A 26,891-nucleotide genomic window follows, 5' to 3' on the forward strand; every position below is an offset into this window, starting at 1 on the left:
TATATTTTCGCTTAATTCAAAGTCGAGTAAAAAAGCATCATATTATGATGATTAAATTAGCAGAGATGAACCTGCTATATAGTTAAAAATTAGTCAGTTGCGATATGTTAATAGTTTAGCGTGGGGGTTACACGTAAAAATGAAGGAAATATGAAAAAAACGTCAACTAGTGTGCAGAATCGGCAGATTAGTTGACTAACATTGTATAAAAAAACCTGTGGGAATTAATCACCACAGGTTTATACGTTAATGGATTAAAGAAATGAGGTCAATTAGCGAGTTGTACTGGTGTTTAATGCCCCTAATGTTTCTTTGTCTTGCTCAGCATTCACTGTCCATCCTTTCCATGCTAAAGGAATATAGGCGACAGCGACAGCCAGTAAAGAAACCGCGGCAACATAGTAGGCAGGTGCCATATGAGATTGTTGCAACCATGTTCCCGTTAACATTGGTGTCAGACCCCCAAAGACTGCATAGGCAATATTGTAGGCAAATGATAAGCCGGAATAACGGATTTCAGGTGGAAACGCGCGCGTACTGACAATTGGTGTCGTTGCAATCGCGCCAACAAAAAAGCCCATTAAGCCATAGTTAAAAATCAAAGTCGTTGCTGAAATCTCTGGCGACAAAGATGAATAAAAATACAATGCAGTCACCGCCAGACCACCCCATGACAAGGTCATTGAAGCGCGCGTTCCCATCTTATCGCCGAACCAACCCCAAAAAATACAGCCTAAAGTTAATGTCAATGTTGCTGCACAGTTAGCTTGTAAGGCGATATTTCGGTCAATTTGATAGATCCCTTGAAGCACGATATCAGGCGTCATCAAAATGGTTACAACGATGGCTGTTGATAATGACCATGTCAGTGCCGCGGTGATCAAGCAGGCTTGTTTATGAGACTTCACAACAGTCTTAACGGGTAACTCATCCGCTAAAGCTTTTTTAGCAGCTAACTCTTTAAAAATAGGTGTCTCTTCCAAAAAACGGCGTAAATAAACAGAAATAAAGCCAAAAATACCACCAAGAATAAATGGAATACGCCATGCAAAGTCATGGATCTCTTGTGAGGTATAACTGTTCTCAATGATGATAGCGACGATAGACCCTAATAAAATACCGCCTGTGATACCAGAGGTTAATGTTCCAACACCGAGGCCGTAGCGCTGTTTTGGGGTATGTTCAGCGATAAATACCCATGCCCCAGGCATTTCACCGCCAATCGCGGCGCCTTGCATAATACGCATCAATAACAGCAATATTGGTGCGGCAGCGCCAATAGATGCATAGGTTGGTAAGAAACCGATCACGAATGTCGGGAATGCCATCATGAAAATACTGAGGGTGAACATTTTCTTACGGCCGAGTTTATCACCAAAGTGTGCCATGATGATGCCACCGAGTGGGCGCGCGAGATAACCGGCCGCAAACAAACCGAGCGTTGCCAAGAGGGCGAGAACTGCGTTACCACTAGGGAAAAAGAGTTGTGAAATAATTTTCGCGTAAAAAACGAAAATAACAAAATCATAAAATTCAAGAGTTCCACCTAAAGATGACAACCCTAATGTTTTATAATCCTCTTTTTTCAATGGCCTTGCCGAGGGCTGGCTGGTTGTTTGCGATGTCATAATATTATCCTTTTAAAATACCGAATATATTTTTTGTTTTAAATTCGGAATAACAGCTATATTTACCGACTACGCGTCAGTAAATAATATTAAGTATGTGCAGATAAATGGTATAAAACGTTGGATGGAATAACCTAGTTAATACTCTGTATCTTTATGCATGCCCTCATTTATAGCAGGAAATTCCATATTTTGTAAACCGCAACTCTCAAAACAAGATGAATATTCTATTTGTATTATATTGATTGATTTTATCATCTATTGCTTAAAACAATAACATTATTTGATGTTAATAAATGATTTTTTGCAGCAGATCATATAGTTCTTTTTCAAAAAAGGCAGGGGAATTGGTTATTTCACATCTGTTTTCGCCGATTAATTCATCGATAAAGTAACAAATTATTAATTTGATTATTCGTAATTAATAATCTTAATAATAGTAATGAAAATTAAAAATAGCTGAAAAATGAAATAGCATTCATTGAGTCGTTATTTAGGAAATTTTCAGTCTAAATATGTCGGCAAAGGCGAGAAGGGCGGAATATTATCATTAGGCATACCCAGCGTATTATTTTCTGGGTATGCCAAGTAGGCGGTTAAACCAAGAACAGGGTGGCTAAGCCTAAGAAGATAAAGAAACCACCTGTGTCAGTGATAGCGGTGATCATCACACTGGAGCCGATGGCAGGGTCTTTACCAAGTTTAAGCATAATGAGAGGGATAAGTACCCCCATAATTGCCGCCATGAGTAAGTTTAAGATCATCGCGAGCGTCATTACGGCTCCCATGGCAAGGTCGCCATAGAGGAAATAGGTGATAACCCCCATGATCCCCCCCCAAACAACACCGTTAATAAAGGCAACGCCTAGCTCTCTGAGCATTAAGAATGAGAAGCTTCCGGTTTGGATTTGGTGTAACGCAATCGCACGTACGATCATGGTAATTGTTTGGTTACCCGTATTCCCCCCAATACCTGCAACAATAGGCATTAAGGTGGCTAAGGCAACCAATTGGGAAATGGTATCTTCGAATACCCCAATCACCCGTGATGCGACGAACGCAGTACACAGGTTGATGGCTAGCCATGTCCAACGCGTTTTGACGGCTTGACCGACAGGGGCGAACACGTCTTCTTCAGGGCTTAACCCCCCCATACGACGGATGCTGTTATCGTTTTCTTCATTTAAGTTATCAACGATATCTTCAACGGTTAAACGACCCATCAATAGACCACTGCTGTCAACCACCGCGGCGGAGATCAAGTCATAACGTTCGAACGCACTGGCTGCATCTTCGCCTTTTTCATCTGGCAAGAAAGTGACCGTGTCTGTTTTCATCACGTCAGCCACAATCCGCTCAGGGGATTGCGTTAATATGGTTGTTAGAGGTAATTCACCCTGCAAATAGTTATTATTGTCGACAACAAAGATTTTATCTGTTGCTTCTGGAATTTTACCGCGCTGGCGTAAATAGCGTTGAACGGTTTTTAGCGTGACATTTGGACGTACGGTGACAAATTCGAAATCCATCATTTGACCGACGCTGTCTTTTGCATATTGCAGAACTTCACGAATACGACTTCGTAAGCTTGGATCAAGGTAGGTCAATAACCTACGCATGGTATCTTGTGGTAAATGCTCTGCAATATACGCTTGTTCATCAACATGTAGGTTAGCAACAGCGCGTAGAAGTTCCCTGTCAGACATATCCTTAATCAGGCTATCCCAAACAGCGACAGAAGCTTCGACTAACACCTCACCGCGTTCGGTGTTATCGATCAGATGCCAAAGTGCGAGACGTTCATCATAAGGCAACATCTCTAAAATATCGGCGATATCCGCGGCATGTAAGTCAATCAATAATTCTTTTACAGCATTGATTTTTTCACTTAATGCTTTATCACTCAAACTAACATGTTGGTCGTGCTCAATCAGAGCTTGGACGAACTCCTCGTCATCCAAAAATAGTGTTAGGATTTGCTGGCGGATATAGGCCAGTTTTTGAGAGTGCGGATTGATTGTTTGTACCGCATCGGTTGAAAAAGCAGTTTGTGACATTTTAATCCTTAAAGCTTTATAGGCACTTTTGTACCTTTTATGGGTCCATTTACAAATAAATACCTTTATTTTGCCATTTATTGTCCATTAACCCAAATAAATATTAATAATTATAACAAATGGGCGAAAACCGATTCATTATGAGTAGTGCAAAAAAACGCCATGTAGTGCATTAATATTATAACTAATTTGGCTCTTCGCGGATGTCTAATTTCCAGCCAGGGACATCCTCCCAGTAAGCGCTTTCTTTCTCAAGATCGAGCTGCATCAACGCATTCTGAGTCAAATATTGGGCAGGTAGATACAGTGTCCAGTGGCCATCATCGGTTTCTAAGCGTAATGATGATGGGGTAGTTGTTGATTGTCTTTGATTATTCAGAAGTATTGATAAGCGTAAAATTTGTATCAAGGGTAAAAATTGTTTTCTTTTATATAAATTAAATTTAGGGATATCATCAAATTTAATAGCACGCCGATGGTTACGAACCAGTGTTGCAAGTAACAGCTGTTGCTCCTGATTAAACCCCGGTAACGTAGTATTTTGCAAAATATAGGCGGAGTGGCGATGTAACCCACTTTGGTTGATATGTAGACCGACCTCATGCAGCATAACCGCCCAAATAAGGATAGACTCAAGTTGCGGGTTGGCTAACTTTGGATTTTGCTGGCTCCATTGGTGATACAGCTCCTCCATGGTTTTTAATACACGTCTAGCTTGCTCTCTATCGATATTATAATGCTCGGCAAGGCTAAGTGCCGTACGTTGGCGAATGTCTTGATGACGGAAACGGCCTTCCATTTCATAAAGCACCCCTTCACGCAATGCGCCATCTGAGAGCCGTAACTCTTTAATCTCTAATGTATCAAAGACAGCACATAAAATGGCTAATCCGGGCACAAAAACATGTTTACGTTCAACGGATAAACCCGGTAGATCCACTGCCGAAAAGGTTTTATATTTCAGCGCCATTTGCTTAATTTTTTCTAGCCGATCACGCGTAATGATGCCGTCGCGCTCACCCATTTCAACAATCACGGCATGAGCCGCTTTAATCGTACCTGATGCCCCCATGGCAACATCCCAGTGCATACGCTTAAATTTTGTGGCGGTTTGCTCAAGTTTTAAGCAGGCCGTGAGGTAGGCTCGGTTGAAATTATCTGCCGTAATGGTTTCATTGGGAAAATAGTTACGTGCAAAGCTGACACACCCCATACGGCGGCTATCAATTAATAATGGTTCGAATTTCTCGCCAATGACTAATTCTGTTGAGCCACCACCAATATCTATTACCAGTTTACGGCCTTTTTCAGGCTGGGTGTGTTCCACCCCCATAAAAATCAAACGCGCTTCTTCTTGCCCAGAAATAATTTCAATGGGATAGGGAATTATTTTTTTTGCACGGTTCAAAAACTCTTCAACATTGGTTGCAACACGCAAAGAGTGAGTGCCTACGATACAGACGTTTTCTTCTGTAAAACCTTGTAGGCGTTCGGCAAAAAGCGCAAGGCAAGCCAAACCGCGTTCCATGGCTTCTTCACTAAGCTCATTGGTATCACTTAATCCGTCAGCAAGGTGTACCCGTTTTTTTAAACGCGTCAGGATTTGCAGTGCACCGTTGACAATACGTGCAATCACCATATGAAAGCTGTTAGAACCAAGGTCGATAGCCGCAATTTCTTGAGGCCTAGGCGTCGATATATTAGTTAATGGCATAGTATGTTAGGACCTTGTCTCAGGCGTTTCGAGTGATTTCAAATAGTCGTATATAGCAAGTTGCGCCTGAATTTTGCGCTTATTACCGCGGGGAACATAATGATTACTGAGATCTTTGTCAACATAACGTGCCTTGACGGTATCGTTAAATTGGAGCTCAAGGATATCTAAAACCCGTTGTTTGAGCCGGTCATCGACTAAGCGCACCGCCACTTCAATACGGTAATCAATATTTCGAGTCATCCAATCTGCCGAGGAGATAAAGACTTTTTCATCACCCGCATTAGTAAAGACATAAACGCGGTCATGCTCCAAAAAGCGGTCAACAATACTGGTGACTTGAATGTTTTCACTGTAGCCCGGTTGCCCTGCAACAAGTGAACACATCCCTCTTACTAGTAGACGAATTTTAACACCCGCATTGGAAGCATCATACAGTTTATCAGTCAGTTCTTTATCAACCAGATTATTAATTTTTAAGGTGATCCCACTGGGAAGCCCCGCTTGCGCATTAGCAATTTCTTGGTCAATTAGCGCATTGAGGCGGATCCGTGTATTTTGTGGTGAAACCATTAAATTATCAAAGGTGACAGGACGATATGGGTTTTCAATAAAGCTAAATACCCGACGAACCTCATTGGTGATCTGTTCATTTGCTGTTAACAACGAGTAATCAGTATAGAGGCGCGCGGTTTTTTCATTAAAGTTACCTGTACCGATATGGGCATAACGAATAATTTCGCCATCTTCCATTCGCGAAATAATAAAGAGTTTCGCATGGATTTTCAGACCCGGGGCCGAGAAAATGACGTGGACCCCAGCCTCTGTCAGCCGTTTCGCCCAATGAATATTCGCTTCTTCATCGAATCGAGCCTGTAATTCAACCACAACAGTGACTTTTTTGCCGTTATGGGCTGCATGGATCATCGAATCAATAATGCGTGAATCTTTTGCCACACGATAAATATTGATCTTGATAGATAATACGCTGGGATCAAATGAGGCTTGCCTGAGCAACTCGAGCGTGTGCTCAAAGGTGTAATAAGGGTAGTAGAGCAGCACATCGCGTTCGCGAATGGCATCAAAACCGTTACGGAAGTTATCAAACCAGCGGTGGCGTAACCGTGGCAATGGTTTGTTTAAAAGGGTTTTATTGCCTTCGTTGGGGAAGTTAATAAAATCTTTAAAATTGTGGTAACGCCCGCCCGCAATAACTGAGTCATCATTGGATAATCCCAGTTTTTCACGTAAGACGGCAACCATTTCATCGGGCATATCGCGCTGATAAACAAAACGGACAGGCTCTGCGGTTAAGCGCTGTTTTAATGTCGATGACATGATTTCCAGTAAGCTTGATTCCATTTCGGTGGCGATGTCATATTCCGCATCGCGGGTCATTTTCATGGAATAAGCGTTTAATTCATCATAATCAAAGAAGCCCTTGAAGATTTCATCCAAGGTATAGCGCAAAATGTTGTCGATAAGCACCATTGATTTGCGCCGTTTGGGCATTTCCGGTGGTAGATTGACAAACCGAGGCACCTTGTCAGAGGGGATCTCTAACAGAGCATATTGCACATTACCGCCGTTAATAATTTCAACAGCCAGATAGGTATAGTCATCTTTGAGAAACTCGACTAGGTTGGTATCTGGATTAATCAAAATAGGGGTAATGTGTTGGCGCAAATGTTGGCGAAAGTATTGACGTAACCAAATTTGTTGGCGGGGCGATATTTGCCGCTCGTTAATTAAGAAAATTTGGTTGCGCGCCATTTCAAGCAAAAGGTCGTTATAGAGAATGTCGAACTCTTGATCTTGCTTGGCTACTTTATTTTGAATGCGCTTAAGTAGGTGGCGTGCACCGCTGGCGGAGCCACGCTCCTCATTGATTAAGATACGCCGTTTCACGTCTGCAAAACGGACTTTGTAGAATTCATCTAGGTTATTGGAATAAATGCCCAAAAAGCGCATACGCTCGATAAGAGGATTTCGCTTATCTGCTGCTTCTTGTAAAACGCGTTCGTTAAAAGCAAGCCAGCTTAACTCTTTTTCGTGGTATAGGCGTTCTTGGGACATTGTTGCTCCATATTGTACTAAATACATAAACTTAAAGGTGTATAACCTAGCGACAGCACACCTTAAGTTTTCGCCATATTATGGCTATTTTTATTCGCATGAGTTACAGATTTCTGTATTTCTCTGGCGACACATTTATCTTGTGTTTAGTTGCACCTCAAATAACGTCGCGAGGATAGAGCACTAAACTTGCTGTTTGATGGTCGCATGCGGGCTGACAACACTTTCAGGATGCGTTGACTGTGCTTTACTCGCAAAATATTGGTGCTGGAAAATGCACATACGGATCGCGGTATGATAACGTCCGTTGACAAAAAACTCGTCAATTAGTTCGCCTTCTGTGTGGAAGCCCAGTTTATTATAAATGTGGATAGCTTTGATATTTTCTTTATCTACAATGAGGTAAAGCTTATATAGATTGAGCACAGAAAAAGCGTAATCCATAGCCAATTTCGCAGCGCGAGTTGCATAACCGTGGCCTTGATGGCTTGGTGCGATGATGATCTGAAACTCAGAACGACGGTGAACATAATCGATTTCCACCAATTCAACTAAGCCGACTTTTTCACTGTCATTTTCAACAATAAAACGCCGCTCTGATTGGTCATGAATATGTTTATCATAAAGGTCACTCAGCTCGACGAAAGCCTCATAAGGCTCTTCAAACCAGTAGCGCATAACACTGGCATTATTATCAAGTTGGTGGATAAACGCTAAATCTTCACGTTCAAGTGGGCGCAACCTAAACGGATGAACTTGCCCGGTCGTCATATAACACCTCAGTTTTGTTTAAAAAGTAGATAGTTAATTATCGATTTTGCAGATCATCACGATAAATAACAGAGCAAATTTATTTTCACTCTCAGTTGATAAGGATACCACTAATTTACGATAAAATAATGACACAAAGCAGTGACTCTTTCTAACTGGTGAAGATTAATGCACTTTATTTATACTGCGACTTTTCGTGAACAGCAAAAAGGGCAGAGATTTCTCTTTGCCCTCAACATAAATCAATGTGGAAATAACCAAGTGTTATTCATTTACATAGCCTTGGGGCGGTAAACACTGACCATCTAAGTAAGCATGGTTGCCGACCATGGCCAAACGACCACTGACGAACCATTGCACAACTTGGGGGTAAATATTGTGCTCTTGCGCCTTTACCCGCTCAATGACCTCTTTTTCGGTATCATCCGGGAAAATAGGAACTTTGGCCTGTAAGATCACTGGGCCGCCATCCAACTCCTCGGTAACAAAATGCACTGATGTTCCATGCTCGCTATCGCCGTTTTCTATCGCTTTACGATGGGTGTGTAGGCCCGGATATTTAGGCAATAGAGAAGGGTGGATATTGAGCATTCTTCCTGCATAGTGTTTAACGAAGCCCGCGGTCAAAATTCGCATAAATCCAGCTAACACAACCAAATCAGGCTGATATTCGTCAATCATCCCCATTAGTGCAGCATCATATGCTTCGCGGTTAGCAAAAGCGCTCGCGCTGAGTGATAAGGCTGGGATCCCAGCCTTCTGCGCACGAATAAGCCCGTAAGCCTCAGGTTGATTACTGATCACTGCCACAACTTGCGCTTGAAGATCATGCGAAGTGGCATCCATCAGCGACTGTAAATTACTGCCGCTGCCTGAGATAAGCACGACGATTTTTTTCATTAGCGGATAACAACCTGCTCTTCACCAGCAGGCAATTCAGCAATGGTACCTATCTGCCATGCGGTTTCACCTAAACTATTAAGTAAAGTGAGTGCCGCATCGACTTCAGCTTGTGGCAGCGCGATGATGATACCGACACCACAGTTAAATGTGCGATACATTTCGTGAGTGGTCACGCTGCCCGCCGTTTGTAGCCAATTGAATACCGCCGGCCACTGCCAGCTATTTTCATCGATTTGTGCTTGGGTGTTTTCAGGTAATACACGAGGAATATTTTCCCAGAAACCACCACCAGTAATGTGCGCGATGGCGTGAATATCGCATTTTTCAATCAGCGCTAATACATTTTTGACGTAAATACGTGTAGGCGCTAACAGGTGATCTGCCAGTGATTGGCCTTCCAGTTGCGTGACCTCTGGGTTAGTTTGACTGACTTCTAAAATTTTGCGGATCAAAGAGTAGCCGTTAGAGTGAGGACCGCTTGAGGCGAGGGCGATCAGCGCATCACCAGCACTGACTTTGCTACCATCAATGATCTCGGCGCGTTCGACCACACCAACGCAGAAACCCGCTACATCGTAATCGTCACCATGGTACATGCCAGGCATTTCAGCGGTTTCACCCCCCACGAGGGCACAACCTGATTGTTTACAACCTTCTGCGATACCTGTGATCACGCTGGTGGCAGTATCAACATCTAGCTTACCTGTTGCGTAGTAATCAAGGAAAAATAGAGGCTCAGCACCTTGGACAATTAAGTCATTAACACACATCGCCACTAAATCGATACCGATAGTGTCATGACGGTTTAGGTCCATCGCGAGGCGTAGTTTAGTGCCTACACCATCTGTACCTGAAACTAAAACAGGTTCACGGTATTTTTGTGGCAGGGAACATAATGCGCCAAATCCGCCTAATCCTCCCATAACTTCTGGTCGGCGAGTTTCTTTCACTACACCTTTAATTCGATCAACCAATGCGTTACCTGCATCAATGTCAACACCGGCATCTTTATAGCTGAGAGAGGTTTTATCAGTCACTACGGCCCCCAAGGCAATTGCGTTTCGGAAAATAAACTTCAATAAATACTATTCTAACAGGCAAAGCAAACGTTTGCGATAGCTTTGTGAATGAAAAAATGAGGGGATTTTGGCTGGTGGGAAATAAGGCATTGCCGTTATCTGGTTCCTGCTTTTTATGGCAAGAATTTATGTCTATCACATTAGGGTAAAATAATGGGATACATCTATAATCTTAAATTGAGATTGGTGTGCGTATTTATCATGGCATTGATATTGCTGCCATGTTCAATCAAACAGATAAAATAGTGGTGGATATACTTACAGTGTAATAATAAAAATAGGTTATTTCTGATTGTTTTGACATCAATCAAACGCTGCCTAGTGGCATCTTCTGTAAAAAGAGTTATAATCCCGCGATTTTTTTGTGCGCTGGCGACTAAAATAGTAGGAGAATCCCATGAAGATCGTTGAGGTAAAACACCCTCTCGTTAAACATAAACTCGGCCTGATGCGAGATCATGATATAAGCACTAAACGCTTTCGTGAACTGGCCTCAGAGGTTGGTAGCCTACTGACTTATGAAGCAACCGCTGACCTAGAAACTGAGAAAGTCACCATTGAAGGTTGGTGTGGTCCTGTAGAAATAGAGCAAATAAAAGGGAAAAAAATCACTGTCGTACCTATCCTTCGTGCCGGTATTGGTATGATGAACGGGGTTTTAGAAAGCATTCCAAGCGCACGTATCAGTGTGGTGGGTGTTTATCGTGATGAAGAAACCTTTAAACCTGTCTCTTACTTCCAGAAATTAGTTTCAAACATTGATGAGCGTATGGCGTTGGTTGTTGACCCAATGTTAGCAACGGGTGGTTCAATGATTGCAACTATCGATCTATTAAAAGGCGCAGGTTGTAAATCTATTAAAGTACTCGTACTTGTTGCTGCTCCTGAAGGAATTGCAGCATTAGAAGCTGCCCATCCAGATGTTGAGCTATATACCGCGTCTATTGATCAATATTTAAATGAACACGGGTATATTGTTCCTGGGCTAGGTGATGCTGGCGATAAGATATTTGGTACTAAATAATAATTAGCCGACTTTAGAAGTCGGCTTTTTTTTGATTATAAAAATACATTAAGGGGATGAAAAGAAATGACACGTCGTGCAATTAGTGTTGAAGAAAGGCCACCATTATTACAAACCATACCGCTTAGTTTTCAACATCTGTTTGCCATGTTTGGCGCGACTGTAATTGTACCGATCTTGTTTGGTGTTAACCCAGCAACTATTTTGCTGTTCAATGGGATTGGCACCTTACTTTATTTATTTATTTGTAAAGGGAAAATTCCTGCCTATTTAGGGTCGAGTTTTGCTTTTATTTCACCAGTCATGATTTTGCTACCACTCGGTTATGAACTTGCATTGGGTGGCTTTATTATTTGCGGAATACTGTTTTGCATTGTGGCCTTGATTGTTAAGGTGGCGGGTCGAGGTTGGATTAACGTCATGTTTCCTCCTGCTGCGATGGGAGCGATTGTCGCGGTTATTGGCCTCGAATTGGCTCAAACGGCCGCCGGTATGGCAGGGTTACTGCCAAAAGAAGGGGTCGCAGTAGATCCTAATACGTTAATTATTTCTATCACAACACTGTCAGTGACTATTTTGTGTGCTGTCGTGTTCCGCGGGTTCTTATCCATCATTCCTATTTTGATTGGTTTCTTAGTTGGCTACGCCTTATCCTACTTTATGGGCATTGTGGACTTTACGCCTGTTATTGAAGCACCATGGTTTGCAATTCCAACGTTTTATACGCCACGTTTTGAATGGTTCGCTATTTTGACTATTCTACCTGCCGCATTAGTCGTTATTGCTGAACATGTAGGCCACTTGGTGGTAACTGCAAATATTGTTGAGCGTGACTTATTGAAAAACCCTGGCTTACATCGTTCAATGTTTGCAAACGGTTTCTCTACGGTGTTGTCAGGGTTCTTTGGTTCAACACCTAATACCACCTACGGTGAAAATATTGGTGTAATGGCGATCACTAAGGTGTATAGCTCTTGGGTCATTGGTGGGGCAGCAATCATCGCAATTTTACTTTCTTGTGTGGGGAAATTAGCGGCGGCGATTCAGTTAGTGCCAGTACCTGTAATGGGAGGGGTGTCTTTGCTGCTTTATGGGGTGATCGGGGCTTCAGGTATTCGTGTGCTAATCGACTCTAAAGTTGACTACAATAAACCCCAAAACTTGATCTTGACCTCTGTGATCTTGATTATTGGTGTTAGTGGTGCGGTTATTCATATTGGTCAAGCCGAATTGAAAGGCATGGCATTGGCAACCATCGTGGGTATTGTCATGGCACTATTATTCCGTTTTATCACTTTTGTTCGTCCTGAAAAGCAGTTTGTAACCTCAGATATTGAAGAAGTTGATACGAAACATTCCACGAAATAAAACAGTTGTCTCATTGCCGATGTGATGAAAGCATCGGCAATTAAGTTTCTTCTTGTTCATTTATGCTTGAAATTTATGGTAAACTTGCAAGTGTTAATTGTTTTGCACAGTCAGAGGTGCTTCTGAACACACCATCGCAACTTTCACTACCACTGTATCTACCCGATGACGAAACGTTTGCCAGCTTTTATGCAGGCGAAAATGAGGCGTTGCTATCTGCTATTAAACTCGCCATTAACCAATCGCATGGTAGTTATATTTATTATTGGTCTCGTGAAGGGGGCGGTAAGAGTCACCTACTGCATGCCGCATGCGCTGAATTATCAGAACAAGATATGGCCGTGGGCTATGTTCCGCTTGATAAGCGTGCCTATTTTGTACCTGAAGTCCTTGATGGGATGGAACACCTTTCACTGGTTTGTATTGATAATATTCAATGTATCGCAGGCGATCCTGAATGGGAAATGGCCGTTTTCAATTTGTATAATCGCATTTTAGAAATTGGTCGAACTTGTTTGCTGATCACCGGTGATAGACCACCAAGACAAATCGATCTCTCACTGCCTGATTTAGCCTCTCGGTTGGATTGGGGGCAGATTTATAAACTCCATCCACTTAGCGATGAAGATAAAATTTGTGCGCTACAATTGCGGGCAAGAATGCGAGGGTTTGAATTACCCGAAGATGTATGCCGTTTTGTATTAAAACGGTTAGATAGAAAAATGGGAACATTGTTTGATATTTTGAACAAACTGGATCATGCCTCGATCGTTGCACAACGCAAACTGACTATCCCGTTTGTTAAAGATATCCTCCAATTATAAAGGCAGTGATCCACTGCCTTTTTTTGAGCCATTAGAGAACATCAAGAACCTGCTCTGGCGGGCGACCTAATTTTGCCGTTTTCCCTTTGACAACAATAGGGCGCTCAATTAATTTTGGGTTATCATGCATGGCTTGAATTAATTGCTCTTGCGTTAAAGCGTCGTTTCCAAGACCCAATTCTTTGTAGATATCCTCTTTGCTACGCATTAATTGCCGTGCATCAGAGAAGCCTAATGCCTTTAATAACCGTTTGATTTCAGCAACGCTAGGGGGATTTTTTAAATACTCAACGATTGTTGGTGTGACCCCTTTAGATTCTAATAATGCAAGCGTTTCACGGCTTTTAGAGCAACGAGGGTTATGATAAATGGTAATTGTATCCGTCATGGTCATCATTCCTTACGGTTTAGCTTTACTGTCTCTTAATTGTAATTTTCTTAGCTCATCTATGCGAGCATCATAGCGTTGTTGCTCATAACTTCCCAGACGACTTTTTCGACTCGCTTCGCTGAGATAATTAATCGCGTTATCATAGTTACCTCGAAGCGCCATACCTTCTGCATAAGCGGCTAGCTCTTCATTACGCTTACCTGATTTCGCCGAGGCTTCAGCTAACAGATCCCAACCATTAGGATCCTCGGGATAATTGAAGGTATATTTGTTCAGTAATGAAATAGCCGTTTGATACTGCTTATTGTTAATTAAAGCGTTGGCAAGGTTGATTTGTAATACGGGGTTGCTTGGTGATTTTTTTAATGCATTTTGTAAACGAGTCACCGCTTGGGCTGCACGATTTTGCTCAATATCCAAATCTGTCATAACATCGATAAACCAAGGATTATCGGGTTGTTTTTCCAGTAGGTTGCTTATGATCTTGGTCGCTTCGGCATATTTCTTATCTTGCGATAACTTCAAAGCACGACCATAGTCAGCCGCTATCCTTTCTTGAGGAGTGCCTCGACTATAATTATCCAGAATTTGATCTAATGCATGCTGTTGTCCTGACGTATACATGGATAAAATACGAACACGGGCTAGCATAAAGTCTTCTGATGAAGGTATGGTAACCTTTGGATACTGATTAGAGCGGTTACGCGCATCCGCTAAACGGCTATCTGGTAGTGGGTGAGTCAGCAATATTTCAGGGGGTTTTGACATATAACGGGTTTGATCTGACATCACCTGCATAAAGTCGGCCATAGAGTGAGGATCAAAACCTGCTCGCCTTAAGGTCTGTAAGCCAATACGGTCTGCTTCTTGCTCGTTGGCTTGAGTAAAACTGATCATTCCTTGTTGGACGCCTGCCATGGTTCCCGTTAAAGCGGCGAACCCTGCTTGTGGGTTTGCCATAACTAATAATAACGACCCAATCGTACCGGCAATCGCAAGGGGAGTGGTGCTTTTTTGGTCTTCCATCATGCGTGCTAAGTGACGCTGCGTTACGTGAGAAATTTCGTGTGCCATGACAGAAGCTAATTGGCTCTCATTTTGGCTATAGCGAAATAGTGCGGAGTGCAGCACCACATTCCCCCCAAAATAGGCATAGGCGTTAATATTGGGGTTATTCACCAAATAGAATTTAAAGGGCGTTCTCACGGAGTCGGCACTTTTCACTAACCGCATCCCCAGCTTATTGATGTATTGATTAAGCAGTGGGTCGTAAATCAATGGTGTACTGGCACGGATCTGGCGAGTGATAGCATCACCCATAATAATTTCTTGATTGATGCTCAGTGTACCACCCGCTGTCGTACCGATATCAGGAAGTGTGTCCTCAACGGCACTGTAAGCAGGGAGCACAGCGCCGTTGACGCACGCGGCTATCAATAAAACTAGAAGTGGATTTTTCAGTTTTTTATTCATGAAACAATTGCATCCCGTACAACGATTAATTTTGAGATCAATCCATGATAGCAAAAGCTACCGAAATGTCTGTTAATTGGTATAATTTTCGATAATTTAGGAACTGTCTTTAAAGCATTAATTTCCAAGGAGCTAATAAATGCTGGAAATGTTATTACAATGGTATCGGCGACGTTTTGCTGATCCACAGGCTGTTGCACTGTTTACGTTGCTCATTGTCGGCTTCTGTATCATCTTTTTCTTCAGCAATATCTTAGCCCCTTTATTGGTCGCGATAGTATTGGCTTATCTCCTTGAATGGCCAACACACTTACTTGAGCGTATCGGTTGCTCGCGTGTTGTTGCAGTCAGTATTATTTTGACCTTGTTTGCTGGAATTAGTGCCATGGTTATTTTAATTATTGCACCAACGGCGTGGCAACAAGGGATCAATCTCGTTGGTGACTTACCTAAAATGGTAACGCGTTTTAACGAGTTCGCGCAAACATTACCAGAGCGTTACCCAGCGTTGGTTGATGCGGGTATTATCGATATGATGGCAGATAATCTCCGCAGCCGTTTATCTGGAGTGGCGGAATCGGTGGTTAAAATGTCGGTGGCCTCGCTCATTGGCGTATTTACCTTGGCAATTTATACCGTACTCGTGCCTTTAATGATGTTTTTCTTATTAAAAGATAAACAAAAAATTATCAGTAGCGTTCAAAAGGTATTGCCAAGAAACCGCTTGTTGGTGGGGAAAGTTTGGGTCGAGATGAATCAGCAAATCACCAACTATTTACGCGGCAAAGTGACCGAAATGGTGATTGTCGGGGTCTGTACCTACGCTGGATTTGCTTACTTTGATTTGCGCTATTCAGTATTGTTGTCAGTGCTGGTTGGGGTTTCAGTCTTGATCCCCTATATTGGTGCGGTGGCTGTGACGATCCCGGTAGTATTGGTGGCGCTATTCCAGTGGGGAATCGGCAGTGATTTTTGGTCATTAATTATTGTTTATCTTGTTATTCAAGGGTTAGATAGTAATTTATTTGTTCCATTACTCTTTTCTGAAGCGGTTAACCTTCATCCGTTAGTGATTATTTTATCGGTCGTGATTTTTGGTGGCTTATGGGGTTTTTGGGGCGTTTTCTTTGCTATTCCATTGGCAACGCTGATTAAGGCTGTTATCAATGTGTGGCCAGAGGATACGTCCGAGAGTCAGCAAAAATTGGAATGATGGAGAGGGAAATGCAAACTCAAATTGAACTACAGCAAGGTGATATCACGAAAACTGCCGTCGATGCGATTGTTAATACCGCGAATCGTGCTTTACTCGGTGGTAGTGGCGTTGATGGCGCGATTCATCGCGCGGGTGGTAGTGCAATCCTTGATGAATGCCGGCAAATTAGAGCAAAATAGGGTAGTTGTAAGCCTGGAAACGCGGTGATCACCACCGCAGGTAAGTTACCTGCTAAGTATGTTATCCATACGGTAGGGCCTGTTTGGCAAGATGGAACCCATGAAGAGGCACAAATCTTAGCCAATGCGTATTTATCTAGTTTGAGGTTGGCGAGCGAATATCAAATCGAAACCATTGCTTTTCCCAATATCAGTACAGGCATTTATCGCTTTCCTAAGCCATTAGCGGCACAGATTGCCTGTGAAACTGTGGCTAACTATCTCGCCGCCAATAGCTTGCCAAAGAAAGTTATTTTTGTTTGCTTCGATGAGGAAAACTACCGTTTATACCAACAACAGCTTCAACGGTAGCAAATAGTATTAATGCCTAAACAGGTTCAACAAGTCTAAGTTGAGCCTGTATTTGGCTATCTTTTCTATCTTCCCTTTCATTACCATCAGTATGCCATTTAACTCAAATGATTCAGTCAATCAGATGACTAAAAAACTTTTAGCTTTTAGGTTAGTCAGCAATGAAAGATATAAAGGGAAGGGGGATGAGAAGGGTTGCATAAAGCTAAACAACCCTATCAAATTAAATGTTAAGCGTGAGTATTTATGTACTCGAGAACAATTTCATGGTGATTGCTTGTTTTGAAATTATCGAATACATGTTCAATAGTTCCATTTGCATCAATGAGAAAACTAATGCGGTGAATGCCGTCATAAGTTTTACCCATGAATTGTTTTTCACCCCATACACCAAATTGTTCACATACTTGATGATCTTCATCTGATAACAGTGCGAAGTTCAATAGCTCTTTTTCAGCGAAACGAGACAATTTTTCGGGTTTATCTGTGCTAATGCCTAAAACTTCAACACCCTTTTCTCTTAGTGTCTCCATTTCGTCGCGCAGGCCGCATGCCTGAACGGTACACCCTGGGGTCATAGCTTTAGGGTAGAAGTAAACTAATACGCGTTGACCCTGATAATCTGAAAGATTGATGATTTCACCATCTTGGTCAGGAAGGCTGAATTGAGGCGCCTTATCACCGGCTTTCAATGGGTTCATTACATATATCTCCGTTAACTCTGCATTTTGGGATTATTTACAATGCTTATGTTGCCTTTAGCGTTGAGCATTGTACATAGTTGTTGAAATTTATTCTTTATAATTATGCCATTATCATCCAATGGATGATGTGCCGTGATTTGTATTTCAAGTTGCGCCGGCATACCATTACTTGCAGGCTGTGTTTTTGACACAAGCTCCGCGATATTACATTGCTGGGTTGTAAATAAATTCGTAAATTGTTCTACGATGCGTGGTGCATCATCGACGACGACATTGACGGTTACCGTTGATGGGTAATCTGTCGTCTGTACGCTCTGCGTCCGTTTCATCACAATGAGTAACTCTAATTCAGCCCCTTTTAGTGGCAAAATAGCCTCAATTTGTGCAATCGCATTCCAACTACCCGAAAGCATCATAATAAAGGTAAATTCTTTACCAAACATCGCTAAACGGCTGTCTTCGATGTTGCAATCACATTCACTCACCAGTCGAGTGATGGTATTCACAATGCCCGGACGATCGGTACCCAGCGCAGTAATTACAAGAAATTGCTGTTCAGTCTTAGGCAAAGTCTGTTCCTTATTTTTTAATTTGCAGATTCGCTTTTTTGCTCAATGTTTTCAAGCACAAAATCTGCTTGGTGATGATGGTAAGGAAACCACAAAAATAAGAATCTGCCAAGAGGGCAGATTCACTCTTGCGAGTCATGATCGAGAATTATTACTTCTATTTAAGTTAATCCTAGCGGTATTAACAAAATTCATTAAAAACCTGTGGTTGGGTGGTTTTCTTCTTTGAAATGAAAAAGTACCATGGAGACTAAACTATTTAGGGGGTATAGCTATGTCTCACTCAAACACAAACTATAAACAATTTTTAACTGGCAGTATTGTTGCGGTAATTACACCAATGGATTCAAATGGTCGTTTGGATAAACAAAGTTTGAAAAGATTAGTTGATTACCACGTTGAGAGCGGCACTTCTGCGATTGTGTCTGTTGGGACAACGGGTGAGTCTGCCACCTTAACTCATAAAGAACATGTTGAAGTGGTGCATACAACTCTAGAACTGGCAGACGGACGCATCCCCATCATTGCAGGAGCTGGCGCAAATGCCACTGCAGAAGCTATCTCTCTGACAAAAGAGTTTGAAAATTCAGGTGTTGTTGCTTGTCTGACAGTCACACCTTATTATAATAGGCCTTCACAAGAAGGGTTGTATCAGCATTTTAAAGCAATATCAGAAAACACGAGCTTGCCACAAATTCTCTATAATGTACCATCACGTACAGGCTGTGACTTATTGCCTGAAACGGTAGGTCGCTTGGCTAAATTGGCGAATATTGTTTCAATTAAAGAGGCGACAGGGAACTTAGCAAGGGTTCACCAAATCAAAGAACTGGTTGATGATAATTTTGTGTTGCTCACCGGTGATGATGCAACGGCACTCGACTTCATGCAGTTGGGTGGTCAGGGCGTTATTTCTGTTACAGCTAACGTTGCAGCCGCACAAATGGTAAAAATGTGTGACTTAGCGCTTGCGGGCAAATATACTGAGGCTCGTGAATTAAACAAACGTCTGATGGGTCTGCATCATCAGTTATTTGTTGAGCCTAATCCAATTCCAGCGAAATGGGGCTGCCACCGTCTTGGCTTGATTGCTGACGCTACATTACGGTTACCAATGACACCGTTAACAGAGTCAGGCCAACAAAAAGTGGAGCAGGCCCTGAGATTCGCTGGGCTACTGTAAAATTTAGGGAATTTTAATGGCAACATTATTGCAAAAATCGAAGGTTATGAAGGTTGCTGGCCTGTCACTCGTTGTGTTACTGGCAGCCTGTTCCAGCGATCAGCGCTATAAACGTCAGGTCAGCGGTAACGAAGATTATCTCGATGCCGCGCCATTGAAAGTGTTGAATATACCTCAGGGAATGACATTACCATTGCAAAATGGCGAATATGACGTCCCTAAAGTTGCCTCATCTGGCCCAGTAGGTAAAGCACTCGATATTCGCCCTCCTGTACTGTCTATTTCGCAATTAGCGGGTTCACGTACTGAAGATAGCGCGGAAGCAAGCCGCTTGTTGCTTGAAAATACACCTGAGAATAGTGCGCTATGGTCACAAGTCACTATGATTTTGGAACAGCGTAATATTCCAGTCACGACAAAAGACGATGGGTCGCGCTCGATTGAAACGGATTGGGTAAAATGGGAACGTGCGGATGAAGACGTTCCATTAGAAAGCCGTCATAAAGTCACTGTGCAACCTCAAGGGGGCATGATCGCGCTGACGGTAACGAATTTAGGCCTACGTCAAGGTACAGAAGCGGTGACGGATCAGGCTGAAATTCAGCGTTATAACAAATTATTGCTAAATGAGTTAACCGATAGCCTGTATGCTTTACGTGATACATCCAATAAAAATAGTATCCAAAGTGCATATGGCATTATTGATGTTCAATCTGGCAGTGATGCCACGGGCTTGCCTGTTGTCATCGTACGTGCACCATTTGATGCTGTTTGGGAGCGTTTACCACGTAAACTGGAAAGCATCGGTATGAAAGTGGGTGATCGCAGTCGTTCAAATGGCTCTGTGATGGTAACTTATAAAGGCCTGAGCAGTTCAGAATGGCAAAATTTAGGGATTGATGACCCATCAATTCCAGAAGCGGATTATAAAATTCAAGTCGGTGATTTGAATAACCGCAGTAGCTTGCAGTTTATTAATACTAAGGGTACACCACTGACTCAGAAACAAAATGATGAGATGGTGTCTGCACTGAAAGCGGCTTTCAGTAAAGTCGGCGACAAGTAATTATTACTTTGTTTTGTTATGGAGCCGCAGCCTCTATTTGAGGTTGCGGCTTTTTTGCATTTAAGTCATACCTACAACCTTTCTTTATGCCAATCGATTAATAGCTTCATTTTTATGGTCAGCGAAATGGACAAAAAACCAGTGTTTAAGCTTAAGTAATCGTTTGCGTCTGTGCGTGGATTTTATTATTATAATTAGGTACAGTAGATAAAATATTGAATATCAGTTAGTTAGCTTGTCAGGTGCTTTTATTCAATAACTTATTGAAACAGAGCAGAAAAGTAACGGTAAAAGGGTAAATTTCAACCATTTTATTGTTACTTATCTGGATCTGCAGACACAATTTTGCAGGTTGATACCCTAATTGAATAATCCCATCTCTGGAGTGTGTAAGATGCAAAAGAAAGCTGAGTTGTATCGTGGTAAGGCGAAAACGGTCTATACCACTGAGGATCCTGACCTTTTAATTCTGGAATTCCGTAATGATACATCAGCACTCGATGGCGAGCGTATCGAGCAGTTCGAGCGTAAAGGGATGGTAAACAATAAGTTTAACCATTTTATTATGAGCAAATTAGAAGAGGCGGGTATTCCAACACAGATGGAAGCGTTGCTCTCTGACACAGAAGCATTGGTAAAAAAACTGGATATGGTGCCCGTAGAGTGCGTTATTCGTAATCGTGCAGCAGGCTCTTTGGTTAAACGTCTTGGCGTCGAAGAAGGGATGGAATTAAATCCACCATTGTTTGATTTGTTCTTAAAAGATGATGCAAAACATGACCCGATGGTGAATGAGTCGTATTGTGAAACTTTTGGGTGGGTGAACAAAGAAAACTTGGCGGAAATGAAGCGCTTAAGTTATAAAGCCAATGAAGTGTTATCAAAAATTTTTGCGGATGCAGGGCTGATCCTCGTTGATTTTAAATTGGAGTTTGGCCTGTTCAAAGGCAAAGTCGTACTTGGTGATGAGTTCTCTCCAGATGGTAGCCGCCTGTGGGATAAAGAGACCCTCAATAAAATGGATAAAGACCGTTTTCGTCAAAGCCTCGGTGGCTTAATTGAAGCTTACGAGGAAGTTGCGCGTCGTATCGGCGTAAAATTAGATTAATTTGTTATCTAATCGGTTTTAAAAAGTCGCTTAGAGTGCTGACAAAGCCTTCGCTGTTTAGTGAGGGCTTTGAACTAATCAGTATGAATAATGCACTAAGCGGCAACCTAAAAAACCTTCCCCTCAATGATGTCAGTTCGAAACCATGGCATTAGGTCGAAAATCATCTCACTCGCAAAATCGATGCTGTGATGCTGTTGTACACCGACACACCCCGAAGAACGACCACCTATCAACTATCGTGTCGTAGGTGAGAAACATGGCATTACAATGGACACGCATGTTGCTCATTTTCCGTTTTCAAAGAATTTCTTTTTTTTAAATCATGGTGTAAAGGGCGAGTTGATTACGTCAGCGATGAGTTGGTTTGGTATCTTTAGCTGCTCATCTGTTATTCATGGGCGATAAGGAGAATGATGGCTGTCTTATCAACACTTTTAGCTTTGAAAATACGATGGGCAACTTTGCGAATACACTCGACATTCGATTTTTTGGACGAAATGCCCTTAAACGAGGGGGATGTCAGAAAGCTAAGCCGCTATTATTGGTGCTATTTTTTGTTGGTCGTAAGGTCATGAGCCGCCGCAGATGGATTAAGATCTTTGCCTTGCTCTGCTAACCATAACTGTAGTTGCTCAGTGGCAGGTATCAGGTTATAGGCTGAATGTGTGGGTTCAATATGCTTTTCACCGTACTCTACCAATTTGTTATCAAGGAAAATAAAGTGTTGAACAGTATTTTGCATTTTAAGCATGGTAGGGCGCTTGGTATAGAGCAATAGGGTGGCATTTTCTATCGTTGCTGAATCAGAAGGTTCCCCCATAATAGAAACCACTTGTTGCGAAGTCATACCTGCAATAACTAAGGTTAACTTATTGTCAGCAGAGTATCCTATCACCGAAAATAGTAGGGAGAAGATACAAAATAGCGTTTGGATTGCCCGCATGATTAAACCTTAGTCATCTGTTCGAAGATCAGATCATAGAATACAAAGTGATATTTAAGGAATTCATATTTTAGTTTCATACATATAACACAGATAATTGTGACCACTTTTCATTATACAACTGTATTGACGCTTTAACTAACATCTTGGCGTTTAGGTTATCGGTTTTACTGAGCTGTTTTAGTGGGGAAGCTGCATAATGGATGTTTACAGCTTTTACTTAGGAAGATAATTAGTTTTCTGGTTTTAATTCGTCTATACAGCCAAAGTTCTCTTACGGGTTATTTATATACATCGGGCCTATCATGCTACAAATAATAAAACAGAGCAGCATGACACACACTTGCCCAACCTTGACTCGGGATAGTTTACCATTAACATGGCATTTTTTACCTGTCTGATATCGATATCTAGATATAAGCTAAGACGTTATCACCGCAATAAATCAAACCTTAGTGTTGATATCAAGGGTCGACAACCATATAAAAACTGATAACGTTCAAGCTGAAAAGTCAGATTGGCTCGCGGCTAATACGGATAAATTTATCAGCCCAACGTTTAGGGTCGCTTTCTAACGCGATATCCAATGCGTGACTCAATGAATACAGTGTTGGTGTTGGAAGCACGGATTCCGGTTGTAAATCAGGGTGGTTAAGTACGGTTTCAGGCGGACCATCAGCAATGATTTTACCTGCTGATAGATGAATAACCCGCTTGAAATGGCGAGCAACAAAATCAAGATCATGGCTAATGGCGAGTAGCGTCGTGCCCATCGTACGCTGTAATGCCAACCAACGCTCAAAGCAAGCGAGCCAACGTGCATCAAAGTCACGAGTAGGTTCATCTAATAGCAGCACTTTGGGGGAAATCGCACTCAGGCTGGCGACAGCCACCATACGCCGTTGACCTGCATCTAAATCAAGAGGGTGACTATTGGCAACATCTTGCAAATGGCAACATTCAAGGGCTTCCAACGTCCGTTTTTCTATCTCTGATTGAGATAGCTTTTGTCGTTTAAGGCCGAATGCGACTTCATCTTTTACTCGACTATGGAAAACTTGTTTTTCGACCTCTTGGAATAAAACACCAATTTGACTGGCACGTTGTATAGCGTTCAGTGAGGCAAGTTTTTGGTGATTAAAGTGGATCTCACCTTGTGTTGGGCGCAATAGACCCGCAGCAAGCCGCAGGAGTGTCGATTTTCCAGCACCATTGTCACCAACTAATGCAACCCATTCGCCCGCTTCGAGACGCAAACAAAGCTGTGAAATGGTCTCTTGGGTACTTTTAGGCCAACGATAATCAATATGTTCAAAAAGTAGCATAATACTCCTTAAATGCCTTAAGTAATGCGTTGTTATCATTGGGAATGTCAGTAGGCCAAGCATTTTGATTGATTAAATAACCAAGTGCACGCCAAGCATCGGGCATATTAATGGTGGTTTGTGCCGCCGAAAAAAGTTTTTTTCTATCAGTACCTGTGGCAATAACGTTACCCGCATCTAATAACATCAGTTGCTCACAAAAACTCATCGCAGGAAGTAGTTGGCGCTCAAACAGGATCACACTGCAATTGGTACGTTGAGAATAGTGTTTCAACGCAAGTAGCAGGGTATGGGCGGCTTTTGGTGTGAGGCGACTAAATGCCTCATCCAATAATAATAACTTAGGCTGCATGGCGAGTGCGCTTGCGATGACAACGCGTTGGGCTTCTCCACCTGATAAGGTCGCGGGGTGTCGATGGCGTAAAGCTTCGCAGTCCGTAAGCGCAATGGCTTCGTTAACCCGCTGCCTGATTTGTGCTTCGGGTAACCCAAGGTTTTCAGGGCCAAAGGCAATTTCTTGTTCCACATTGAATGTGCAACCGGATAATTGTAATTGTGGTGATTGTTGGATCAGTTGGCGTTGCGCACTGAGTACTGCTAAGTGGCCTTGTGATATGGGGTGTGATAAAACCTCAGCGGCACCACTAAGTTCACCTGTAATCAATTCAGGTAACCAACCACAGAGCAGTTGAGCGAGTGTACTTTTACCGCTACCGTTGCCCCCTAAGATGGCAAGCCACTGTCCTGCTGCTAATTGTATATCAATAGGGCCTAAGGTGGTTGATCCCGCACCTTTGTGGGTAAAACATAGCCGTTGTAAATTTACCACCACCAGTCGATCCCTCCTTCAATGATGATAATGACTAAAATGGCATAACGACAAATGGCTTGAAAGAGGTTGTCTTTTGGGGCGCCCAACGTTGTTCGCTGACTCACGGCACGAAAACCACGCATATCCAAGGCAGCTCCACGGATAGCCAGTTCACTGAGTGCTTGGGTTGCGAGTGGCAGTATCAATGCCGGTAATGACATAAATCGTTGTAACAGATTGCCATCAAGGGGGACGCCTCGTGCCAACTGTGCCTCTTTGATACTGCTGATTTGTTGCCGTAGTTGTTCAACAAACAAGGGTGGCCCAGCTAATAAATATGAAAAGCTGGTTGGTAAACGGCTAGCAAATAGCGCTCTAATCAATTTTTCAGTCGACACATACTGTAGCCACAGTTGTGCACTACTGATAATGGCTAAAAGCCGAAACCATAAAGCCAAGGCTTTTTGTTGCTGTGTTGCAACAGAAAACTCGCCTGTCAGCCAGTAGGTTAGCCAACCACTATGGATCAGCCATAGCCCTAATGCCATTGGTAGCATCAAGCCAATAACATAGCGATAGCGGTAACGTGCTTGGCGCCATGCGAGTAGCATAGCAAAAGTCACCAGGCTGACGACAATTAACGGCCAGTCAAATGGTAATAGAACAACAGTAAAGCTGAGCCAGAACCATAATGTCAGCGAGGTAAAAGGATGCATATTTATCTTACTCGCGCCATATTTGGAAAGTTTTGTTGTGCACGCAGCGGTAAGCGACGCACTAATAACCACGCAATGAGTGCCGACACTATTTTATCTGCAATGTTGGCTCCTAATACGGTAATGGCAACAGATTCAAGTAGGTTTTCTCCCACAGCATGGAAGTAAGCGACGAAAAAATCGGCTCCGCTACCTGTTGTACCTGCAAATAAATAAGTACGGATAGGTACAGCAACTAACATCAATGCCAATGTAATGACGATGCCGGAAAAGATAACTCTAGGTAACGTCCGAAAAAATCCAGCATGAGCGAGTAACCCTGCACTGAGGCCTATCATCATCGCAACAGGGGCAAAAGCGGCGGCAATTGGGCCACTGAGTAATCCCCATAATAGATTGGTTAATAATCCGGTTAATGCAGCGATCCAAGGGCCGGCTAATAAAGCACAAATGATTGTGCCAATTGAATCAAGAAAAATTGGCAACTTAATGCTTGAGCTTATTTGCCCAACTAACATGTTAATAGCGATTGAAAAAACAATTAACGCTAAAGTACGGCTCGAAAGAGTAGATGATTTTGGCATGAATACACCGCTCCTTAGCGATGAACAGAAGAATGGGAGTTGTGGGGCGTGCGTTCAGAAACTGCTAATTCGTCATATCCAGATAATTCGCAATATTGACGAGTGAAAGTGATATGCTCTAATTCCCCAATAACAAGCTCTAACGTTGTTCTAACGGTACAGTCAAGCATCATATGCCCCCCTTGCACATGACCATTTTCATCTGAAATGGCTAAATGCAAATGTTCGCCTTCGCTATCTAATGTGCCGATAAGTGAAACAATTTCGTATCGACCAACAAATTGATCGGTTGTCTCTTTTCCTGCAAAACGCAAATTAACGCGAGTTAAGCTACCAACACAGCCAGCAATGAAAGCGGCTTTTAAGTGGTTCTGCTGAATAAAATGACGCAGTGTTGGAATAACATCCTCGCCGGGCCGTAATCGTAGGGCAAAATAGCGCGCATTGGAGGCGGGAGGGAAAGCTACATTCATATGAGTGATCCTAATTATATGACGACTTGAATATAAGGTGATTTGTCAACTCGGCGAAATACAGTGATATCGTCAGTGATAATAATTTTATATTGACCTCATATTATTATAAGTAACAATCAAGGAGATATCAGTAACGAAGTGTTTTCTATCGCTTATTTAATTGGAATTGCGATTAATTTGCGTTAAGTGAAAAACAATCAGTTAAAAAACAATATATCCACTTAATTAATAAGGTTAAAATGTTGAACATCTGTGTTAGTTCAGAGTGCTAAGCAGGCGATGACGTGGTATGAATAAAAATAATTAAGTCAATTGTAACGATTTTGGGTTTAAACTGTGACTAAACCGT

24 protein-coding genes and 1 pseudogene are annotated in these 26,891 nt (G+C 42.4%); 8 read left to right on the forward strand and 17 right to left on the reverse strand.

Annotated features, from left to right (window positions below; genetic code table 11):
• Positions 1-272 precede the first annotated feature (272 nt).
• The 7 genes from PR709_RS01660 to purM form a co-directional block, all read right to left on the reverse strand.
• Positions 273-1,628, reverse strand: a complete 1,356-nt coding sequence (locus PR709_RS01660; protein WP_004920676.1) for an MFS transporter — start codon at positions 1,626-1,628, stop codon at positions 273-275.
• Positions 1,629-2,224: 596 nt separating this feature from the next.
• Positions 2,225-3,685, reverse strand: a complete 1,461-nt coding sequence (gene mgtE, locus PR709_RS01665) for a magnesium transporter (RefSeq protein WP_004920674.1) — start codon at positions 3,683-3,685, stop codon at positions 2,225-2,227.
• 184 nt (positions 3,686-3,869) lie between these two features.
• Positions 3,870-5,399, reverse strand: a complete 1,530-nt coding sequence (gene ppx / locus PR709_RS01670; RefSeq protein ID WP_004920671.1) for an exopolyphosphatase — start codon at positions 5,397-5,399, stop codon at positions 3,870-3,872.
• Between the two features lie 6 nt (positions 5,400-5,405).
• Complete coding sequence (ppk1, locus tag PR709_RS01675) at positions 5,406-7,475, reverse strand: polyphosphate kinase 1 (protein WP_014656128.1); 2,070 nt, start codon at positions 7,473-7,475, stop codon at positions 5,406-5,408.
• Between the two features lie 183 nt (positions 7,476-7,658).
• On the reverse strand, positions 7,659-8,246 hold the full coding sequence (gene speG / locus PR709_RS01680; RefSeq protein WP_004920666.1) for a spermidine N1-acetyltransferase: 588 nt from the start codon (positions 8,244-8,246) through the stop codon (positions 7,659-7,661).
• Positions 8,247-8,510: 264 nt separating this feature from the next.
• The gene (gene purN / locus PR709_RS01685; protein WP_004920661.1) at positions 8,511-9,146 is read right to left on the reverse strand and encodes a phosphoribosylglycinamide formyltransferase; all 636 of its coding nucleotides are present in this window, start codon (positions 9,144-9,146) and stop codon (positions 8,511-8,513) included.
• Positions 9,146-10,186 carry a phosphoribosylformylglycinamidine cyclo-ligase gene (gene purM, locus PR709_RS01690; RefSeq protein WP_272570692.1) on the reverse strand — a complete coding sequence of 347 codons (1,041 nt, stop codon included), beginning with the start codon at positions 10,184-10,186 and terminating at the stop codon, positions 9,146-9,148. The genes purN and purM overlap by 1 nt, the downstream gene beginning before the upstream one ends.
• Positions 10,187-10,625: 439 nt before the next feature.
• Between purM and upp the strand changes: the two genes are divergently transcribed.
• The 3 genes from upp to hda all read left to right on the forward strand — a co-directional run bounded on the left by upp (position 10,626) and on the right by hda (position 13,444).
• A complete protein-coding gene (upp, locus tag PR709_RS01695; protein ID WP_004920648.1) occupies positions 10,626-11,252 on the forward strand; it encodes a uracil phosphoribosyltransferase in 627 nt (208 codons plus the stop codon).
• A gap of 66 nt (positions 11,253-11,318) precedes the next feature.
• Entirely contained in the window at positions 11,319-12,620 is a 1,302-nt protein-coding gene (gene uraA / locus PR709_RS01700; RefSeq protein WP_004920645.1) for a uracil permease, read from the forward strand.
• A 62-nt stretch (positions 12,621-12,682) separates the two neighbouring features.
• The gene (gene hda, locus PR709_RS01705; protein ID WP_004920642.1) at positions 12,683-13,444 is read left to right on the forward strand and encodes a DnaA inactivator Hda; all 762 of its coding nucleotides are present in this window, start codon (positions 12,683-12,685) and stop codon (positions 13,442-13,444) included.
• A 31-nt stretch (positions 13,445-13,475) separates the two neighbouring features.
• On the opposite strand, the gene arsC is transcribed toward hda, so the two are convergent.
• Both arsC and PR709_RS01715 read right to left on the reverse strand, forming a co-directional pair.
• On the reverse strand, positions 13,476-13,832 hold the full coding sequence (gene arsC, locus PR709_RS01710) for an arsenate reductase (glutaredoxin) (RefSeq protein ID WP_014656124.1): 357 nt from the start codon (positions 13,830-13,832) through the stop codon (positions 13,476-13,478).
• 12 nt (positions 13,833-13,844) lie between these two features.
• Positions 13,845-15,308 (reverse strand): beta-barrel assembly-enhancing protease, encoded by a 1,464-nt coding sequence (locus PR709_RS01715; protein WP_272570693.1) that lies wholly within the window; start codon positions 15,306-15,308, stop codon positions 13,845-13,847.
• A gap of 139 nt (positions 15,309-15,447) precedes the next feature.
• On the opposite strand from PR709_RS01715, the gene PR709_RS01720 reads away from it, so the two are divergent.
• A complete protein-coding gene (locus tag PR709_RS01720) occupies positions 15,448-16,521 on the forward strand; it encodes an AI-2E family transporter (RefSeq protein ID WP_004920629.1) in 1,074 nt (357 codons plus the stop codon).
• 11 nt (positions 16,522-16,532) lie between these two features.
• A pseudogene (locus tag PR709_RS01725) lies at positions 16,533-17,054 on the forward strand (O-acetyl-ADP-ribose deacetylase).
• A 230-nt stretch (positions 17,055-17,284) separates the two neighbouring features.
• Here the strand turns inward: PR709_RS01725 and bcp are convergent.
• Together bcp and PR709_RS01735 are read right to left on the reverse strand one after the other, a co-directional pair.
• Positions 17,285-17,755 (reverse strand): thioredoxin-dependent thiol peroxidase, encoded by a 471-nt coding sequence (gene bcp / locus PR709_RS01730; protein ID WP_004920623.1) that lies wholly within the window; start codon positions 17,753-17,755, stop codon positions 17,285-17,287.
• A gap of 14 nt (positions 17,756-17,769) precedes the next feature.
• Positions 17,770-18,327, reverse strand: a complete 558-nt coding sequence (locus PR709_RS01735; RefSeq protein ID WP_004920620.1) for a glycine cleavage system transcriptional repressor — start codon at positions 18,325-18,327, stop codon at positions 17,770-17,772.
• A 274-nt stretch (positions 18,328-18,601) separates the two neighbouring features.
• Here PR709_RS01735 and dapA point away from each other — a divergent pair, with 274 nt between their 5' ends.
• The 3 genes from dapA to purC all read left to right on the forward strand — a co-directional run bounded on the left by dapA (position 18,602) and on the right by purC (position 21,684).
• Positions 18,602-19,510 (forward strand): 4-hydroxy-tetrahydrodipicolinate synthase, encoded by a 909-nt coding sequence (gene dapA / locus PR709_RS01740; RefSeq protein ID WP_004920614.1) that lies wholly within the window; start codon positions 18,602-18,604, stop codon positions 19,508-19,510.
• Between the two features lie 16 nt (positions 19,511-19,526).
• Positions 19,527-20,576, forward strand: coding sequence for an outer membrane protein assembly factor BamC (gene bamC, locus PR709_RS01745; protein ID WP_004920611.1), 1,050 nt, complete (start codon positions 19,527-19,529; stop codon positions 20,574-20,576).
• A gap of 394 nt (positions 20,577-20,970) precedes the next feature.
• Entirely contained in the window at positions 20,971-21,684 is a 714-nt protein-coding gene (purC, locus tag PR709_RS01750; RefSeq protein WP_004920604.1) for a phosphoribosylaminoimidazolesuccinocarboxamide synthase, read from the forward strand.
• 550 nt (positions 21,685-22,234) lie between these two features.
• Here the strand turns inward: purC and PR709_RS01755 are convergent.
• The 6 genes from PR709_RS01755 to PR709_RS01780 all read right to left on the reverse strand — a co-directional run bounded on the left by PR709_RS01755 (position 22,235) and on the right by PR709_RS01780 (position 26,539).
• Complete coding sequence (locus PR709_RS01755; RefSeq protein ID WP_102780501.1) at positions 22,235-22,630, reverse strand: hypothetical protein; 396 nt, start codon at positions 22,628-22,630, stop codon at positions 22,235-22,237.
• 512 nt (positions 22,631-23,142) lie between these two features.
• A complete protein-coding gene (locus PR709_RS01760) occupies positions 23,143-23,955 on the reverse strand; it encodes an energy-coupling factor ABC transporter ATP-binding protein (RefSeq protein WP_076914055.1) in 813 nt (270 codons plus the stop codon).
• Complete coding sequence (locus tag PR709_RS01765) at positions 23,942-24,787, reverse strand: energy-coupling factor ABC transporter ATP-binding protein (RefSeq protein WP_272570694.1); 846 nt, start codon at positions 24,785-24,787, stop codon at positions 23,942-23,944. The genes PR709_RS01760 and PR709_RS01765 overlap by 14 nt, the downstream gene beginning before the upstream one ends.
• Positions 24,778-25,482, reverse strand: coding sequence for an energy-coupling factor transporter transmembrane component T (locus PR709_RS01770; protein ID WP_272570695.1), 705 nt, complete (start codon positions 25,480-25,482; stop codon positions 24,778-24,780). Before PR709_RS01770 ends, PR709_RS01765 begins: the two co-directional genes overlap by 10 nt.
• 2 nt (positions 25,483-25,484) lie before the next feature.
• On the reverse strand, positions 25,485-26,066 hold the full coding sequence (locus PR709_RS01775; protein ID WP_014656118.1) for a membrane protein: 582 nt from the start codon (positions 26,064-26,066) through the stop codon (positions 25,485-25,487).
• Positions 26,067-26,080: 14 nt separating this feature from the next.
• Positions 26,081-26,539, reverse strand: a complete 459-nt coding sequence (locus PR709_RS01780) for a PPC domain-containing DNA-binding protein (protein ID WP_014656117.1) — start codon at positions 26,537-26,539, stop codon at positions 26,081-26,083.
• Between the last annotated feature and the right edge of the window lie 352 nt (positions 26,540-26,891).

The sequence above is a fragment of the Providencia sp. PROV267 genome, assembly GCF_028477825.1.
Classification (GTDB): Bacteria; Pseudomonadota; Gammaproteobacteria; order Enterobacterales; family Enterobacteriaceae; genus Providencia; species Providencia stuartii.

What these genes read in the sequence shown, in the direction of transcription:
- ppx (WP_004920671.1), bottom strand. Translation starts at nt 5,399, where the DNA reads ATGCCATTAACTAATATATCGACGCCTAGGCCTCAAGAAATTGCGGCT.
- dapA (WP_004920614.1), top strand. Translation starts at nt 18,602, where the DNA reads ATGTCTCACTCAAACACAAACTATAAACAATTTTTAACTGGCAGTATT.
- ppk1 (WP_014656128.1), bottom strand. Translation starts at nt 7,475, where the DNA reads ATGTCCCAAGAACGCCTATACCACGAAAAAGAGTTAAGCTGGCTTGCT.
- mgtE (WP_004920674.1), bottom strand. Translation starts at nt 3,685, where the DNA reads ATGTCACAAACTGCTTTTTCAACCGATGCGGTACAAACAATCAATCCG.
- hda (WP_004920642.1), top strand. Translation starts at nt 12,683, where the DNA reads ATGCTTGAAATTTATGGTAAACTTGCAAGTGTTAATTGTTTTGCACAG.
- PR709_RS01715 (WP_272570693.1), bottom strand. Translation starts at nt 15,308, where the DNA reads ATGAATAAAAAACTGAAAAATCCACTTCTAGTTTTATTGATAGCCGCG.
- PR709_RS01760 (WP_076914055.1), bottom strand. Translation starts at nt 23,955, where the DNA reads ATGCTACTTTTTGAACATATTGATTATCGTTGGCCTAAAAGTACCCAA.
- PR709_RS01780 (WP_014656117.1), bottom strand. Translation starts at nt 26,539, where the DNA reads ATGAATGTAGCTTTCCCTCCCGCCTCCAATGCGCGCTATTTTGCCCTA.
- purC (WP_004920604.1), top strand. Translation starts at nt 20,971, where the DNA reads ATGCAAAAGAAAGCTGAGTTGTATCGTGGTAAGGCGAAAACGGTCTAT.
- uraA (WP_004920645.1), top strand. Translation starts at nt 11,319, where the DNA reads ATGACACGTCGTGCAATTAGTGTTGAAGAAAGGCCACCATTATTACAA.
- PR709_RS01770 (WP_272570695.1), bottom strand. Translation starts at nt 25,482, where the DNA reads ATGCATCCTTTTACCTCGCTGACATTATGGTTCTGGCTCAGCTTTACT.
- purN (WP_004920661.1), bottom strand. Translation starts at nt 9,146, where the DNA reads ATGAAAAAAATCGTCGTGCTTATCTCAGGCAGCGGCAGTAATTTACAG.
- PR709_RS01775 (WP_014656118.1), bottom strand. Translation starts at nt 26,066, where the DNA reads ATGCCAAAATCATCTACTCTTTCGAGCCGTACTTTAGCGTTAATTGTT.
- bcp (WP_004920623.1), bottom strand. Translation starts at nt 17,755, where the DNA reads ATGAACCCATTGAAAGCCGGTGATAAGGCGCCTCAATTCAGCCTTCCT.
- arsC (WP_014656124.1), bottom strand. Translation starts at nt 13,832, where the DNA reads ATGACGGATACAATTACCATTTATCATAACCCTCGTTGCTCTAAAAGC.
- PR709_RS01755 (WP_102780501.1), bottom strand. Translation starts at nt 22,630, where the DNA reads ATGCGGGCAATCCAAACGCTATTTTGTATCTTCTCCCTACTATTTTCG.
- PR709_RS01660 (WP_004920676.1), bottom strand. Translation starts at nt 1,628, where the DNA reads ATGACATCGCAAACAACCAGCCAGCCCTCGGCAAGGCCATTGAAAAAA.
- upp (WP_004920648.1), top strand. Translation starts at nt 10,626, where the DNA reads ATGAAGATCGTTGAGGTAAAACACCCTCTCGTTAAACATAAACTCGGC.
- speG (WP_004920666.1), bottom strand. Translation starts at nt 8,246, where the DNA reads ATGACGACCGGGCAAGTTCATCCGTTTAGGTTGCGCCCACTTGAACGT.
- bamC (WP_004920611.1), top strand. Translation starts at nt 19,527, where the DNA reads ATGGCAACATTATTGCAAAAATCGAAGGTTATGAAGGTTGCTGGCCTG.
- PR709_RS01720 (WP_004920629.1), top strand. Translation starts at nt 15,448, where the DNA reads ATGCTGGAAATGTTATTACAATGGTATCGGCGACGTTTTGCTGATCCA.